Origin of the sequence: Streptococcus infantis SPAR10 (assembly GCF_000279535.1) — a bacterium.
Lineage (GTDB): Bacteria > Bacillota > Bacilli > Lactobacillales > Streptococcaceae > Streptococcus > Streptococcus infantis_I.
The window spans coordinates 107,411-121,295 of sequence record NZ_ALCH01000005.1 but is presented as its reverse complement, the minus strand read 5'-3'; the positions used below and the strand labels follow the sequence as shown (position 1 = coordinate 121,295).

16 protein-coding genes, 1 pseudogene and 1 other annotated feature are annotated in these 13,885 nt (G+C 38.1%); of the genes and pseudogenes, 4 read left to right on the top strand and 13 right to left on the bottom strand.

Features of this window, described 5'->3' with window-relative positions; genetic code table 11:
• Positions 1–44: 44 nt before the first annotated feature.
• From sdbB to SPAR10_RS09220, 10 genes and pseudogenes are all read right to left on the bottom strand, one after another.
• Positions 45–607: pseudogene (sdbB, locus tag SPAR10_RS09265) on the bottom strand (thiol-disulfide oxidoreductase-associated lipoprotein SdbB).
• A gap of 12 nt (positions 608–619) precedes the next feature.
• Positions 620–1,327, bottom strand: a complete 708-nt coding sequence (gene ccdA2, locus SPAR10_RS09260) for a thiol-disulfide oxidoreductase-associated membrane protein CcdA2 (RefSeq protein ID WP_004253406.1) — start codon at positions 1,325–1,327, stop codon at positions 620–622.
• A 124-nt stretch (positions 1,328–1,451) separates the two neighbouring features.
• The gene (locus SPAR10_RS09255) at positions 1,452–2,312 is read right to left on the bottom strand and encodes a methionyl aminopeptidase (RefSeq protein ID WP_004253403.1); all 861 of its coding nucleotides are present in this window, start codon (positions 2,310–2,312) and stop codon (positions 1,452–1,454) included.
• Positions 2,313–2,327: 15 nt separating this feature from the next.
• Complete coding sequence (gene spxR, locus SPAR10_RS09250; protein WP_004253401.1) at positions 2,328–3,605, bottom strand: CBS-HotDog domain-containing transcription factor SpxR; 1,278 nt, start codon at positions 3,603–3,605, stop codon at positions 2,328–2,330.
• The gene (locus tag SPAR10_RS09245) at positions 3,598–4,149 is read right to left on the bottom strand and encodes a GNAT family N-acetyltransferase (protein WP_004253398.1); all 552 of its coding nucleotides are present in this window, start codon (positions 4,147–4,149) and stop codon (positions 3,598–3,600) included. Before SPAR10_RS09245 ends, spxR begins: the two co-directional genes overlap by 8 nt.
• Positions 4,150–4,165: 16 nt before the next feature.
• Entirely contained in the window at positions 4,166–5,425 is a 1,260-nt protein-coding gene (locus SPAR10_RS09240; protein ID WP_004253395.1) for a UDP-N-acetylglucosamine 1-carboxyvinyltransferase, read from the bottom strand.
• Positions 5,426–5,637: 212 nt separating this feature from the next.
• Positions 5,638–5,931: a 50S ribosomal protein L27 gene (gene rpmA, locus SPAR10_RS09235; RefSeq protein ID WP_025170575.1), complete on the bottom strand. Its 294-nt coding sequence runs from the start codon at positions 5,929–5,931 to the stop codon at positions 5,638–5,640.
• Between the two features lie 16 nt (positions 5,932–5,947).
• Positions 5,948–6,292 carry a ribosomal-processing cysteine protease Prp gene (locus SPAR10_RS09230; RefSeq protein ID WP_000613699.1) on the bottom strand — a complete coding sequence of 115 codons (345 nt, stop codon included), beginning with the start codon at positions 6,290–6,292 and terminating at the stop codon, positions 5,948–5,950.
• Positions 6,293–6,307: 15 nt separating this feature from the next.
• The gene (gene rplU, locus SPAR10_RS09225; RefSeq protein ID WP_000109141.1) at positions 6,308–6,622 is read right to left on the bottom strand and encodes a 50S ribosomal protein L21; all 315 of its coding nucleotides are present in this window, start codon (positions 6,620–6,622) and stop codon (positions 6,308–6,310) included.
• Positions 6,623–6,657: 35 nt separating this feature from the next.
• Positions 6,658–6,745 (bottom strand) — a sequence feature (ribosomal protein L21 leader region).
• A 65-nt stretch (positions 6,746–6,810) separates the two neighbouring features.
• On the bottom strand, positions 6,811–7,494 hold the full coding sequence (locus SPAR10_RS09220; protein WP_004253388.1) for a YoaK family protein: 684 nt from the start codon (positions 7,492–7,494) through the stop codon (positions 6,811–6,813).
• A 145-nt stretch (positions 7,495–7,639) separates the two neighbouring features.
• On the opposite strand from SPAR10_RS09220, the gene SPAR10_RS09215 reads away from it, so the two are divergent.
• Together SPAR10_RS09215 and SPAR10_RS09210 are read left to right on the top strand one after the other, a co-directional pair.
• Positions 7,640–8,617, top strand: coding sequence for a Gfo/Idh/MocA family protein (locus SPAR10_RS09215; protein ID WP_004253384.1), 978 nt, complete (start codon positions 7,640–7,642; stop codon positions 8,615–8,617).
• Positions 8,614–9,696 carry a DEAD/DEAH box helicase gene (locus SPAR10_RS09210; RefSeq protein WP_004253381.1) on the top strand — a complete coding sequence of 361 codons (1,083 nt, stop codon included), beginning with the start codon at positions 8,614–8,616 and terminating at the stop codon, positions 9,694–9,696. Before SPAR10_RS09215 ends, SPAR10_RS09210 begins: the two co-directional genes overlap by 4 nt.
• Before the next feature lie 177 nt (positions 9,697–9,873).
• Here SPAR10_RS09210 and SPAR10_RS09205 read toward each other — a convergent pair whose 3' ends face one another.
• On the bottom strand, positions 9,874–10,251 hold the full coding sequence (locus tag SPAR10_RS09205) for a YwiB family protein (protein ID WP_004253378.1): 378 nt from the start codon (positions 10,249–10,251) through the stop codon (positions 9,874–9,876).
• 72 nt (positions 10,252–10,323) lie between these two features.
• Between SPAR10_RS09205 and SPAR10_RS09200 the strand changes: the two genes are divergently transcribed.
• Positions 10,324–11,628 carry an HD domain-containing protein gene (locus SPAR10_RS09200; protein WP_004253375.1) on the top strand — a complete coding sequence of 435 codons (1,305 nt, stop codon included), beginning with the start codon at positions 10,324–10,326 and terminating at the stop codon, positions 11,626–11,628.
• 12 nt (positions 11,629–11,640) lie between these two features.
• Positions 11,641–12,447, top strand: a complete 807-nt coding sequence (gene yidA, locus SPAR10_RS09195) for a sugar-phosphatase (protein ID WP_004253372.1) — start codon at positions 11,641–11,643, stop codon at positions 12,445–12,447.
• A gap of 76 nt (positions 12,448–12,523) precedes the next feature.
• Here yidA and SPAR10_RS09190 read toward each other — a convergent pair whose 3' ends face one another.
• Both SPAR10_RS09190 and SPAR10_RS09185 read right to left on the bottom strand, forming a co-directional pair.
• Entirely contained in the window at positions 12,524–12,850 is a 327-nt protein-coding gene (locus SPAR10_RS09190) for a hypothetical protein (protein WP_004253370.1), read from the bottom strand.
• A gap of 103 nt (positions 12,851–12,953) precedes the next feature.
• Entirely contained in the window at positions 12,954–13,826 is an 873-nt protein-coding gene (locus SPAR10_RS09185) for a hypothetical protein (protein ID WP_004253367.1), read from the bottom strand.
• Between the last annotated feature and the right edge of the window lie 59 nt (positions 13,827–13,885).

Here is a 13,885-nt window from a genome sequence, read left to right as displayed (position 1 = left end):
AAAAGCTGTCTAGACAAACGTTTAGACAGCTTTTCTTATCTTATTTATTCCATCTCAGCAAAGGCTTTTTCAGCGTCTGCATTGCTAATCGCTCCAAGCTGAATTTTTCCAATTTTCCCTTGTGAATCAATCAAAAATTCTGTTGGAATGCTTCGAATTTGATAAGCTTGGAAGGTTGTTCCCTTAGTGTCATATAAGACAGGTATATCCTTATAGCCCTGCTCCTCATACCATTTTGGAAATTGGTCAATCGTTTTTTCACCTTGAAGACCTGGTGCAATAACAGATAAAATTTCAAAATCACGATCTTCTTTTGCAGCAAGTTCCATTAGTTCTGGCATACTTTTTTTACATGGTCCGCACCAAGAAGCCCAGAATTTTAGATAAATTTTTTACCTTTAAAATCAGATAGTTTGACTTCTTTTCCATCCATAGATTGGAGCGTAAAATCCGGTGCTTCTGCTCCTACAGCTATTTGCTTAACCGTTGCTTGTTGCTGTGCTTGAGTCGTTTGATTTTCCTGACTTGATTTCTTCTCTTCTTTGCCACAAGCAATCAAAAGAAAGATAGATAAGAAACTAAGTCCAAAATAGATTGTTTTTTTCATAGATAACTCCTTTTATCCTAATATTCCAGATAAGACATTTAACTGTCCCAACATCAATAAAATTCCCATGAGAATAATCAGTAAACCACCAATTCTTTTCAGTAAGAGCAGGTGAGATTTAATTCTACTAAAATAAGGCATAATCAGACCTGATGCCAAGGCCAATACTAAAAATGGAAGCGCCATTCCAAGAGTATAGATAAGGGTCAATAATGCCCCTTGAAGAGCTCCATTTCCTCCCGAGGCAGCCAGTGCTAAAATAGAACTTAAAACTGGACCAATACATGGAGTCCAACCAAAGCTGAAACTGATACCTAATAGAAAGGCTGATAGATATTTACTAGACTGTTTTTGATTAAATGTTACTGTTTTTTGGAACTCTAATTTTTGTAAATGAAGGATTTCCATCTGATGCAAGCCTAGTATGATAATAATGCCACCCATAACATAACGGAACCAATCAGCATAGAGTAAGTTCCCGAGAAATCCTGCTCCAAACCCTAGAATAAAGAAAATCAGAGAGATACCTGTGATAAAACAGAGTGTCCGAATTAATCCTGACCAGGCAACATCTTTACCTAAAAACCGAAATGTTTTTGACTGTTCTTGATCATCTAATAAAACACCTGCATAGACTGGTAACAAGGGAAAAATGCAGGGCGAAAAGAATGACAAGACACCAGCTAAAAAGACAGAAATAAAAAATATAATACTTTCCAATTAAGAACCTTCTTTCATATAGTTATCTTTTATTTTACTATAAAAGAAAACTTTTGTAAGATATCTGCTACGCAAATTTGATTTCAACTAAAACGAAAAAAAAGGAGCTCAGCTCCCTTTTTTATTAATAAGTTCCTTCTTCACCTTGACTTGTCAAGATTACAGGTCCATCCTTGGTAATAACAAACTGGTGTTCATACTGACATGATAGACCACCGTCAATAGTTTTGTGAGCCCAGCCTGTTTTCATGTCTGTATCGATTTCCCAATCACCTGTATTAATCATAGGTTCGATTGTCAAGACCATACCTTCACGAAGACGGAGACCACGACCAGCTACACCATAGTTAGGAACCATTGGTTCTTCATGCATGGTTGGGCCAACACCGTGTCCTACAAGATCACGAACAACACCGTATCCACGACTTTCAGCATATTCTTGAATTGCTGCACCAATATCACCAATTCGGTTACCAACAACAGCTTGCTCGATACCCTTATACATAGCTTCCTTGGTCACGTCCATCAAGTTTTTAACTTCTTCTGATGGTTTACCAACTGCGTATGCCCAACAAGAATCAGCTAATCCACCCGTAAAGTTTTGAGTATATTTTTTTATCTGCTCAACGTTGTTAAAATTGAGTTTAGAAACATTGAGGTCAGACTTAGCGATTGGCCCACCAAGGACCATATCAACCTTGAGCAAATCGCCTTCCTTCAAAATATAGTGGCGTGGAAAAGCATGAGCTACCTCGTCATTGAGTGAGCAGCAGGTTGCATATGGATAGTCCATGATGGCTCCATCCACACCGATTTGTAGTGGAAGGAAATTCTCTTCTTTACAACGACGGCGGACATACTCTTCTACTTCCCACATATCTACACCTGGTTTGATGATATCACGCAAGCCAATGTGGATACTTGCAAGAAAATCACCAGCCTTATCCATAGCTTCGATTTCTCTAGCTGATTTTAATGTAATCATGTTTTCTCCTAGATTCTAATTAATTTTTACAGTAACATTTGCTTTTGATACAATTTGATGATTGAGATAAATGTCATAATCAATAATAGCCGACCGTCTCGTATGGTGAATAATTCTAGCTTGAATACGTAGAACATCATCAATCTGAACAGCCTGTAAGAAGTAAATCAACATCTGTTCAATGATCAGGTTACGCCCACTATTAACGACCAAATCCTGAGTCATATGGGTTAAGATTTCTGCAAGGACACCATTTGCAAGGACACCATTTTTCTCAAGCATGAAAGGTTCAACTGTAATGACAACCTCATCATGATGATAAGACAACTTTTGTCCAATCTGTTCTGAAAATGTTGGGAGTGCTGAAACCTGAGAACGACTCATTTTTTCCATGACATCCCGTCTAGTAATGACACCTAGCAAGGTTTGATTGCTCCTCACAACGGGTACCATTTCAAAATCTTCTGCAATCATTCTCTGGCTCACGTTAGCAATATTCGTTGCTAATCCAGTCATATAGACAGTTCTTGTCATAACCTTATCAATGGTTGTACCTGGTGATTTATCTCCAGCATCTCGCATGGTTACAACGCCCACAACAACCTTATGCTGATTGATAACAGGGAAGCGACTAGTCCTATTCTTACGAACTAAATCTAAATAATCTTTTACAGTATCCGTTTCTTGTAAAAAACCATATTCATGACTAGTACGATAAATCTTTTCAACCGTTAAAATATCTGTCTTAATTTGAACATTTGACAAAGCACGGTTGATCATCGTCGCAATTGTAAATGTATCATGTTTACTACGTAATACTGGAATATTTTTCTTATCAGCAGCATTCAAAACATCTTTATGAACTTCAAATCCACCGGTTACCAAGACTGCATTTTCATTTTCAAGTGCCAATAATTGGATCCGTGTTCTGTCACCGACAATAAGTAGACCGCCATCATGAAGATAAGAAAGAATATTCTTTTCTGTCATGGCTCCAATGGAGAATTTACTGAATTCTCTCTCCAAACCAGCTTGACCAGCTAAAACTTCTGAACCAGTAACTTCTGCAATTTCTGCAAATGTTAGCTTTTCGATGGCAACTTTTTTTGACTTCACACGGACTGTCCCACTTCGAGGACGTGTTTCAACTAAGCCTCTATTTTCAGCTTCTTTGATCGCACGATAGGCTGTCCCATCGCTCACTCCCAGACGATTTGAGATACTTCGAACGCTAACCCGTTTTCCGACTGGTAATTCTTCTAAATAAGCTAAAATTTCTTGGTGTTTACTCATTTAGCTCTCCTTTTGTATAGCAAAATTCTAGATAATCCCGCATCTTACGAGTATAGCGGTCACTACCTTTAAACCGACGATATAAAACGAAGCCGGACTTTTGCGCAACCTTTTGACTGGCGCTATTTTCCAGATGTGTCACAATAGACAGTTGTTTTAATTCAAACTGATTCACAGACAAATCTCGCAATTTGGTAACTGCTTCCGTCATATATCCCTGAGACCAATAGTCTTTCCTTAAAAAATAGCCAATTTCAGCTTCTTTCCTTATTTCATCAAGCTTTTCAAACTTAATTGCTCCAATCATTTTTTGGTCTTTTTGATCACAAATGGCCCAAATTCCCAAGGGTGATTTCATAAAGTAGTTGGCAAGAGCATATTGACTTTCTTCAATACTAGCTTGCGTAGGAAAAATAAATTGAAGATTTTCAGGGTCTGATGCCAGCTGATGGAAGTCTTCTACATCCGTAAAAAAGAATGGACGGAAATACAAACGTTCCGTCTCATAGAAAGAAAACATTGCTAATTTTGTCCAGATATTCATTGTTATCCTCGAATTGCTAATCTTCAATTAGCTCAATATCTGCTCCAAGATTACGTAATTTCTCAATAATATTTGAGTAGCCTCGTAGGATGAACTCAACACTAGTAATCTCTGTTCTACCTTCAGCCATTAATCCAGCAATAACCAAAGCTGCACCTGCACGTAAGTCTGTCGCTCTTACACTTGCACCTTGTAAAGGATTGCCACCTTTGTAGAAAATATGGTCATTCGTTGTAGAAATATCTGCGTTCATTTTGGCTAATTCGAAAACATGATTGACACGTTTTTCATAAATGGTATCGATCAATGTTCCTCGTCCTTCAGCTTTCAACAAAAGAGGAGTAATCGGTTGTTGAAGGTCTGTCGCAAATCCTGGATATGGAGCTGTTTTGATATTAACAGCCTTAAGATTTGTTTGCTCTTCAACGAAGATACTATCTTCAGAAACCGTCATATGAACACCCATTTCCTCAAGTTTTGCGATAAAACCTTCTAAATGTTCATAAAGTACATTGTTAATACGAATTCCTTGTCCCACAGCAGCAGCCATTGCAATATAAGTCCCTGCTTCAATACGGTCAGGAATTACTTGATGGCGTGTGCCGTGTAAAGATTCAACACCATCGATAGTAATCATATCTGTACCTGCACCACGAATATGAGCTCCCATATTATTTAACAAAGTAGCTACATCAATGATTTCAGGCTCTCTAGCCGCGTTTTCAATGACTGTACGTCCTTGGGCTTTTACCGCTGCAAGCATTGTGTTAATAGTTGCTCCAACACTAACAGTATCCATGTAGATGTGTGCGCCTTGCAACTTAGAACCATTTGTTGAGAGATTCATATTGTCTCCCTCATAGGTTGTCTTAGCACCCATAGCTTCAAAGGCTTTTAAATGCAAGTCAATCGGACGAGGTCCCAAGTCACATCCACCAGGTAAACCTACTGTTGCTTCACCGAAACGTCCAAGGAGACTGCCGTAGAAATAATAGGATGCGCGAAGACTGTTGATTTTACCATATGGCATTGGTTTATTTTGAACACCACGAGGATCAATCTCTAAAACATCATCATAGCGCTTTACACTAGCACCCATAATTTCCATGATATCAACCAAACTAGCAACGTCAGAGATGTCTGGAACACAGTCCAAAATAACTACATCATCTGACAAAATAATAGCTGGAATCAAAGCAACTACACTATTTTTTGCTCCGCTAATGGTTATTTCACCCTTTAATGGACGCCCACCGTTAATGACAATTTTTTTCATTATTTTTTATATACTCTTTCACTATTTATTCATAAGGTCTCACCCTATATTATACCATATTTCTTTCTTATTATCTATCATAATAAATCAAATAAGTCCCTTAAGATTTTATTGATTTAGAATAGTTTCTCAAGTAAACTTAAAAAATAACTAATGCTAATTTTATTCAAGAAAAAAGCTTTCCAAAAATCTTGGAAAGCCTTTTATAATTCTTATTTAGCGATAGGGTAAACAGAAACTTGTTTCTTATCGCGACCTTTACGTTCGAAACGTACTACGCCTTCAACTTTAGCGAACAAAGTATCGTCTCCACCACGTCCAACGTTTACACCTGGATAGATGTGTGTACCACGTTGACGGTAAAGGATTGATCCACCTGAAACAGTTTGTCCGTCAGCTGCTTTAGCTCCAAGACGTTTAGCTTGTGAATCGCGTCCGTTTGATGTAGAACCTCCACCTTTTTTGTGGGCGAAAAGTTGCAAGTTGATAAGAGTCATTTTTAACATAATGTTTTCCTCCGTGTTAGTTTTCTGTGATAACTCTGGTTTGGACGAACTCAGAAGAGTTCTCCGATAAGTTTGCCATACCTAAGAAAAATGATTCAAAGAATAATTGTGTCATTTCTCTCTGGTGAGAAGGAAGATCTTTTGGAATTTCAACCATCAGATAGCCACCTTCATCTTCGTTTAATTCTAAGATTGGTTCATAGCCTGCAAATTTTTCAATTGAATTGATAAAGTTAATGGCAAGCGTAGAAACCGATGCACACACGACATCTAAGCCGTATTCGCCACTCTCGGCGTGTCCAGTAATCTCCGCACTCCTCAGCTCGCCATCTTCGGCTCTCTCAAAGACTGCTTGTATCATGCGTTCTCCTTAAAATTAAGCGTTGATTGCGTTGATGACAACTTTAGTATATGGTTGACGGTGACCTTGTTTGCGGTGGCTACCTTTTTTAGGTTTGTACTTGTAAGTAACAACTTTCTTTTGTTTTCCTTGTTTTTCAACAGTTCCAACTACAGTAGCTCCAGCAACAAGTGGAGTTCCGACAACAGTGTTTTCACCACCAACAAGAACAACTTCGTTAAAAGTAACTTCTTGACCAGCTTCAACGTTCAATTTTTCAACGTAAACTGCTTGACCAACTTCAACTTTAACTTGTTTTCCGCCAGTTTTGATAATTGCGTATGTGCTCATTATGCACCTCCTATGATTTTTTGGGGTTACCCCGAATTTTTGTGAAGACTCGCCTAGCATCGTGGGACGAACCACTTAAACTTGATGAATCAAGCAACGATGTTCGTGCGGTTGCACAGGACTGTGCATAGTCAACTCTACAAGTATAGCATGATTCCAAATTTTTGACAAGTATTTTCACTCAAAATTCAGCCTTTTATCAGACTTTTTTTCAAAGAAGATAAAACCATACTTAGATAAAAAATACTCATCATGATAGGGACGCCTAAAATCGTTTTTTCGTTGAAGATAATCGTTAAGTAAGCTGAAAATACTACTCCTAGAATGAAACTAACTAGTAGGCTCACAAAAATCAATCCTTCCATCAAAAAGGCTGTATGCTTAGTCCGAACATATTCGCCAAAAGCCAACATGGTGCGTTTAATATTTCCCGTCATAAATGCATTGTTATAGGCTATCCCTGAAACCTCTCCAAAAGCTGTTGTAACGAGACCCATACAAAAAGCCAGAGGAGGAACAATAAACATGTTATCTACACTCAATGGAATAAAGCCGATTATCAATGATAAAATGGCCAATGGTATAAGTGATATAATGGGTTTTTTAACAATGCGAAGTTTTTCTTTGTAAATCGTAAGCAAAAAAACGCCTAACATGAAAGATAAAAGTGTCAATATCTTTATTTCAGCATCAGCTAAATTTCTCTGAACGATTCCGACTGATAAAAATACCACATTCCCCGTTTGCCCAGCGACTAAGGTATTCCCTCTTACTATAAAGGTATAGGCATCTACATAGCCTGCACAAAAAGTCAAAAAAAGCGCCAATCTTTTTGAATGACGAGAAATTTTTCTCATAGGTAATAATCTCATACTAATCTCCTAAATATCTGTGACTATTGTACCATTTTTTCTAGAAATTTCGAAGTATCAAAGCAAAAGAATTATCTCAAGGTAACGAGTTGACTCTTTCTATGTTATAATGAAATCAATCATTACTTGTGGAAAAGGAGTAACTATGCTAAAACTTGGTATCATAGGAACTAGTTCAATCAACCATCATTTTCTAGAGGCTACCCATACTAGTGGAGAATTTCAACTGGGTGCAGTCTATTCTAGAAAAATAGAAACCGCAGAAAAGTTTGCTGAACAGCATCAAGGCGTGAAGCTATTTGATCAGCTAAATGATTTCTTTAATGATTCATTCGATGTGGTATACATTGCTAGTCCGAATTCCCTGCATTTTAGTCAGGCAAAGATGGCTTTATCTGCTGGAAAACATGTTATCCTTGAAAAACCAGCTGTCACTCAACCACAAGAATGGCAGGATTTAGTTCAAACGGCTAAAGATAATAAATGTTTTATCTTTGAAGCAGCACGTAACTACCACGAAGATGCTTTTGCCACAATCAAAGACTTTCTTGCGAACAAACAAATTCTTGGTGCTGACTTTAACTACGCTAAATATTCTTCTAAGATGCCTAACCTACTTGCTGGCGATACTCCTAATGTTTTCTCAGACCGTTATGCAGGTGGTGCACTTATGGATCTTGGTATTTATCCTATCTACGCTGCTGTTCGCTTATTTGGAAAACCGACTCATGCAACCTATCAAGCTCAGAAACTAGATAATAGTATCGATTTGAACGGTGACGGCATGCTCTACTATCCTGACTATCAAGTACACATCAAAGCAGGAAAGAATATCACTTCTAATCTTCCTTGTGAGATTTATACTACTGATGGAACCTTGACACTTAATACAATCGAGCATGTCCAATCAGCTACTTTTACAGACCATCAAGGAAATGAAGTTCAACTTCCTATCCAGCAGGCTCCTCACACCATGACTGAGGAAGTTGCTGCTTTCGCACATATGATTAAGCAAGCAGACCTGAATCTCTACCAATCTTGGATTGATGATGCGACACACGTCCATGAGCTACTTTATACCATGCGCCAGAATGCTGGCATTAGATTTGAGGCAGAAAAATGAAAACCAAACTACCTACCGAATGGCAAGAATTGATTGATCAACTGGGATTCCAAGAATTTACTCCCATTCAAACTCAACTTTTTGAACCAATAACAGAAGGTGAAAACCTACTTGGAGTCAGTCCAACTGGTACAGGGAAAACTTTAGCCTATCTCCTACCTAGTCTTCTCAAACTGCAAAAGAAAAAAGCCCAACAATTATTGATTTTAGCACCTAATACTGAGCTTGCTGGACAAATTTTTGAAGTCACTAAAACCTGGGGTGAGGCTATCGGATTAACAGCTCAGCTATTTCTATCCGGTTCGAGCCAGAAACGCCAAATTGAACGACTTAAAAAAGGACCAGAAATTCTGATTGGAACACCTGGTCGTATCTTTGAACTGGTCAAATTGAAAAAAATCAAGATGATGAACGTGGAAACAATCATTCTTGATGAATTCGACCAACTCCTTGATGATTCTCAAATTCATTTTGTCGAGAAAATTACCAACTACGCACCTCGTGACCATCAACTTATTTACATGAGTGCCACTACCAAATTTGACCAAGATAAGATTGCACCTAACACGCGCATCATTGACCTCTCAGACCAAAAGTTAGACAACATCCAACACTTCTACATGCAAGTAGACCAACGTCACAGAGTAGATATGCTTCGTAAACTGGCACAGGTTGAAGATTTCCGTGGTCTTGTCTTCTTTAATAGCTTGTCTGATCTTGGAAGCGCCGAGGAAAAATTACAATACCGTGATGTTTTAGCAGTTTCGCTAGCTAGCGATGTCAACGTTAAATTTAGAAAAGTTATTCTAGAAAAATTCAAAGATAATCAACTGACACTACTTCTTGCGACAGACCTTCTGGCTCGTGGTATCGACATTGATAGCTTGGAATGCGTGATTAACTTTGACGTCCCTAGAGACACGGAAACTTACACTCACCGTGCGGGTCGTACAGGGCGTATGGGTAAAGATGGCTATGTCATCACCCTTGTAACCCATCCAGAAGAACTTAAAAAACTTAAGAAATTTGCAAGTGTACGTGAAATCGTCCTAAAAAATCAAGAACTCTATATCAAATGAGAGTGGGACAGAAATCGGTAATTCGTTAGAATTCGATTTCTGTCCCACCTCCGCACAGTTGAGTAGGGCTGTAAAAGCTGATGAAATCAGCGTATTAGAGCCCACTCAACCACTGCGTCTTGCTCGACACTCCAAATACAATTGAGAGGCTAGAACTTTTTTCCCAGCCTCTTTTTCTTATCCCCAAGTAATTTCTAAACGGTAGTTGGCAAATGGAACTCCTTCTTTGTTTTGTAGTTGATAGGCTAGTTCAATCTTCTCTTCACCAACTTCGTAGTGGCTTGTTTGGATGATAAACTCCTGCAGTCCCATAGGTGTTGGAATATAGGCTAAACTATCAGAATCCTTGAGAAAACGCATGATGGTCTTGGGATTTGAGAAACGTGTCATGACAAGTTCCTCCCCATTAAATTTCAAAACTACTTTTTCTTGGTCTTCATTGTAAAAAAGGAGATAGGAAAAATCGCCCTTTTCCCGTAATTCAACATCATAAAGTTGGTCGATTACTTCCAATTGGTCATCGAACTTGATGGTATTTCTCATTCTAATCTTCACAACTATTCCTCTTTCTTCTCACTTATCCCTACTATTTTACCAAAAAGGCAAGGAATTTGCTATAATGGTCTTATGAATGAAAAAGTATTTCGTGACCCAGTTCACAACTATATCCACGTTAATAATCAAGTCATTTATGACCTGATCAATACCAAAGAATTTCAACGGCTCCGTCGCATCAAACAGCTTGGGACATCTAGCTATACTTTCCATGGTGGAGAGCATAGTCGTTTTTCTCACTGTTTGGGTGTCTACGAAATTGCCCGTCAAATCACTGAGATTTTTGAGGAGAAATATCCTGAGGAATGGGATTCTAACGAGTCACTACTAACCATGACTGCAGCTTTACTACATGATCTCGGACACGGTGCCTACTCTCATACTTTTGAAAATCTCTTTGACACCGACCATGAGGCAATTACCCAGGAAATTATCCAAAGCCCTGATACAGAGATTCATCAGGTTCTTTTGCAGGTTGCACCGGACTTTCCAAAAAAAGTAGCCAGCGTTATCGACCACACTTATCCAAACAAACAAGTGGTTCAGCTCATTTCTAGTCAGATTGATGCAGACCGTATGGACTATCTCCTACGCGACTCCTACTTCACCGGTGCTTTTTATGGCCAGTTTGACCTCACTCGTATTCTTCGTGTCATTCGTCCTGTTGAAAATGGCATTGCCTTTCAGCGTAATGGGATGCATGCCATCGAGGACTATGTACTCAGTCGTTACCAGATGTATATGCAGGTTTATTTCCACCCAGCTACACGGGCCATGGAGGTTCTTCTGCAAAATCTTTTGAAACGTGCCAAAGAACTCTATCCAGAAAATAAAGAATTCTTCGCTCTTACTTCGCCTCATCTCCTTCCATTTTTTGAGAAGAATGTAAGCTTAGCTGACTATCTTGCCCTAGATGATGGTGTGATGAATACTTACTTCCAACTCTGGATGACAAGTACAGACAAGATATTGGCTGACCTTTCCCAACGTTTCATCAATCGGAAGGTCTTTAAATCTATTACTTTTTCTCAGGAAGACCAGAATCAACTTGAAATCATGCGAGGTTTAGTAGAGGAAATTGGTTTTGATCCCAACTATTACACAGCTATCCACAAGAATTTTGACCTTCCTTACGATATTTATCGACCAGAGTCTGAAAATCCTAGAACACAGATTGAGATTGTGCAAAAAAATGGTGAGTTAGCTGAACTATCTAGTCTTTCACCTATCGTCCAATCTCTTGCAGGAAGTCGTCATGGTGACAACCGTTTCTACTTCCCAAAAGAAATGCTGAATCCAAACAATATTTTTGCTTCTACCATTCAACAATTTTCACATTTGATTGAAAATGATCATTTTACTCCAGACAAGAAATAACAGAGGAAATTTATGAGTATTAAACTAATCGCCGTCGATATCGATGGTACCCTAGTCAATAGCAAGAAAGAAATTACGCCAGAAGTCTTTGCAGCTATCCAAGATGCCAAACAAGCTGGTGTTAAGGTTGTGATTGCAACAGGTCGTCCTATTGCCGGTGTTGCTAAACTCCTTGACGACTTACAGTTGAGAGATGAGGGCGACTATGTTGTTACCTTCAACGGCGCCCTTGTCCAAGAAACTGCTACAGGACATGAGATCATCAGCGAATCCTTGACCTACGAAGACTATCTGGATATGGAATTTCTCAGCCGTAAACTTGGAGTTCATATGCATGCTATTACCAAAGATGGTATCTATACAGCCAATCGTAATATCGGTAAATATACCGTACACGAATCAACCCTCGTCAGCATGCCTATCTTTTACCGCACTCCTGAAGAAATGGCTGACAAGAAAATCGTCAAGTGTATGTTTATCGATGAGCCTGAGATTCTTGATGCTGCGATTAAAAAGATTCCTGAAGAATTTTACGAGCGCTACTCTATCAACAAATCTGCTCCTTTCTACCTAGAACTTCTCAAAAAAGGTGTAGACAAGGGCTCAGCTATTACACATCTAGCTGAAAAACTAGGATTGACAAAAGATGAGACTATGGCTATCGGAGATGAAGAAAATGACCGTGCCATGCTTGAAGTCGTTGGAAATCCAGTTGTTATGGAAAATGGAAATCCAGAACTCAAAAAAATCGCCAAATACATCACCAAAACAAATGATGAATCAGGCGTTGCCCATGCTATTCGTACTTGGGTCTTGTAAAATTATTAAAATATAGAAAAAGCACCTCAGAAGTTAGAGATAAAAAACTAACTCCTGGGGTGTTTTAAATTACGGATTATTCTTCCTCATCAAACATAAGTGCGTCTAATTCTTCTCTTTCAGCCGCAATCTCTTCATAGGTAGTAATAATATTATTTAATATTTTTAAGGTGATAACACCAGTCGAATCTTTCATAGTAACCATGGTTCCAATGCCACTCAAGTCATGAATAAGGACCCTTACTTTTTTTAATTCTTCCAAATCTAGAATATCCACATCCATAACTGAATCATGATTTTTTATTCTTGATTGAATTAAGGAAAGAGGCAAGGATGAATAGTTTCTTAACAACTTATAGGTCGCTGACTTATCCCCTATAGAATCAATATAAATGGCTAACATCGTCCTTACTCCTTTACTCACACTTTAGCACTCTGAATATTCTACCTTCAATCTTATATCATTGTGTTATAAGACTTTATAAACAGCATTAGCATAGTAACTCCTACTGTAAATCTTTGATAAAGGCCACAACTTGACGGTTTGCTATTCTCACATAATATCCACCGCTATTATTAACAAGTTTATCCCCTTCGTATCTATCAATCTTTACAGCATAAAGGCCGTTTGGTAAGGGTTGATTGTTAAAGAATTCTTTCATTTGCGATTCAAGGTCTTCAAGATAGGCATTATATAACTGATCTTTCTTGTCTTCTGGAGTGTAGTATCGAAATTGAAATTCTGGTATAAAAATATCTTTTTGGAAAAGATATTGAGCATCCATAGGATACATCCCTTGTAATGCTTGTCCTTTTCTTTGATTTTCCTCTAAGATTTCATCATAAAGATACATGTTGCCAGATTTACTATTAAATTGAAAATCAATTCCTTCGTACTTCAAAGCAGTCATTTTGGGATCTGTTATTGAAGTATCCAATGTTTTTAAAAACTCACTGGTGCCTGGACTTATTTCAATCCCTAAATAAGCTAATTCTGGAAAAGTTTGATAGATTTTTTTGTTTTGTTTATAATCTACTTCCGCATCTGTTTTTTTATAATTTTTAAGTTCTGAAGGACGAGTATAGTATTTAAAAAGAGTCTTAGCCTGATAGGTTTTACCAGCTATATTTTCACTATACGTACCATGGATTAGATATCCTCCTACACTTGTATAGTTTTTATCATATTCTTCTAACTCAAACTGTCCTGTAAGACCGTAGTTCTCATAAGAACGATGTACAGCTTGCTCAAGTTCATTCCGACTTGCATGGGCAAATAGACCCCACATATCCATCATTGCAATAATAGGACTAAGGACTATGAATATTGCGAATAGTATAACCATGGATAAGCAACCGATTAATAAGCCTTTTTTCATCTCTTTCTCCTAGACTTTCTATGTCCATTATACCACACCATGGATATCTTATGAATGGT

Excerpts from the sequence above, each read along its gene's own strand:
- SPAR10_RS09255 (WP_004253403.1), bottom strand. The coding sequence starts at position 2,312 with ATGATTACATTAAAATCAGCTAGAGAAATCGAAGCTATGGATAAGGCT.
- spxR (WP_004253401.1), bottom strand. The coding sequence starts at position 3,605 with ATGAGTAAACACCAAGAAATTTTAGCTTATTTAGAAGAATTACCAGTC.
- SPAR10_RS09245 (WP_004253398.1), bottom strand. The coding sequence starts at position 4,149 with ATGAATATCTGGACAAAATTAGCAATGTTTTCTTTCTATGAGACGGAA.
- SPAR10_RS09240 (WP_004253395.1), bottom strand. The coding sequence starts at position 5,425 with ATGAAAAAAATTGTCATTAACGGTGGGCGTCCATTAAAGGGTGAAATA.
- rpmA (WP_025170575.1), bottom strand. The coding sequence starts at position 5,931 with ATGTTAAAAATGACTCTTATCAACTTGCAACTTTTCGCCCACAAAAAA.
- SPAR10_RS09230 (WP_000613699.1), bottom strand. The coding sequence starts at position 6,292 with ATGATACAAGCAGTCTTTGAGAGAGCCGAAGATGGCGAGCTGAGGAGT.
- rplU (WP_000109141.1), bottom strand. The coding sequence starts at position 6,622 with ATGAGCACATACGCAATTATCAAAACTGGCGGAAAACAAGTTAAAGTT.
- SPAR10_RS09220 (WP_004253388.1), bottom strand. The coding sequence starts at position 7,494 with ATGAGATTATTACCTATGAGAAAAATTTCTCGTCATTCAAAAAGATTG.
- SPAR10_RS09215 (WP_004253384.1), top strand. The coding sequence starts at position 7,640 with ATGCTAAAACTTGGTATCATAGGAACTAGTTCAATCAACCATCATTTT.
- SPAR10_RS09210 (WP_004253381.1), top strand. The coding sequence starts at position 8,614 with ATGAAAACCAAACTACCTACCGAATGGCAAGAATTGATTGATCAACTG.
- SPAR10_RS09200 (WP_004253375.1), top strand. The coding sequence starts at position 10,324 with ATGAATGAAAAAGTATTTCGTGACCCAGTTCACAACTATATCCACGTT.
- yidA (WP_004253372.1), top strand. The coding sequence starts at position 11,641 with ATGAGTATTAAACTAATCGCCGTCGATATCGATGGTACCCTAGTCAAT.
- SPAR10_RS09190 (WP_004253370.1), bottom strand. The coding sequence starts at position 12,850 with ATGTTAGCCATTTATATTGATTCTATAGGGGATAAGTCAGCGACCTAT.
- SPAR10_RS09185 (WP_004253367.1), bottom strand. The coding sequence starts at position 13,826 with ATGAAAAAAGGCTTATTAATCGGTTGCTTATCCATGGTTATACTATTC.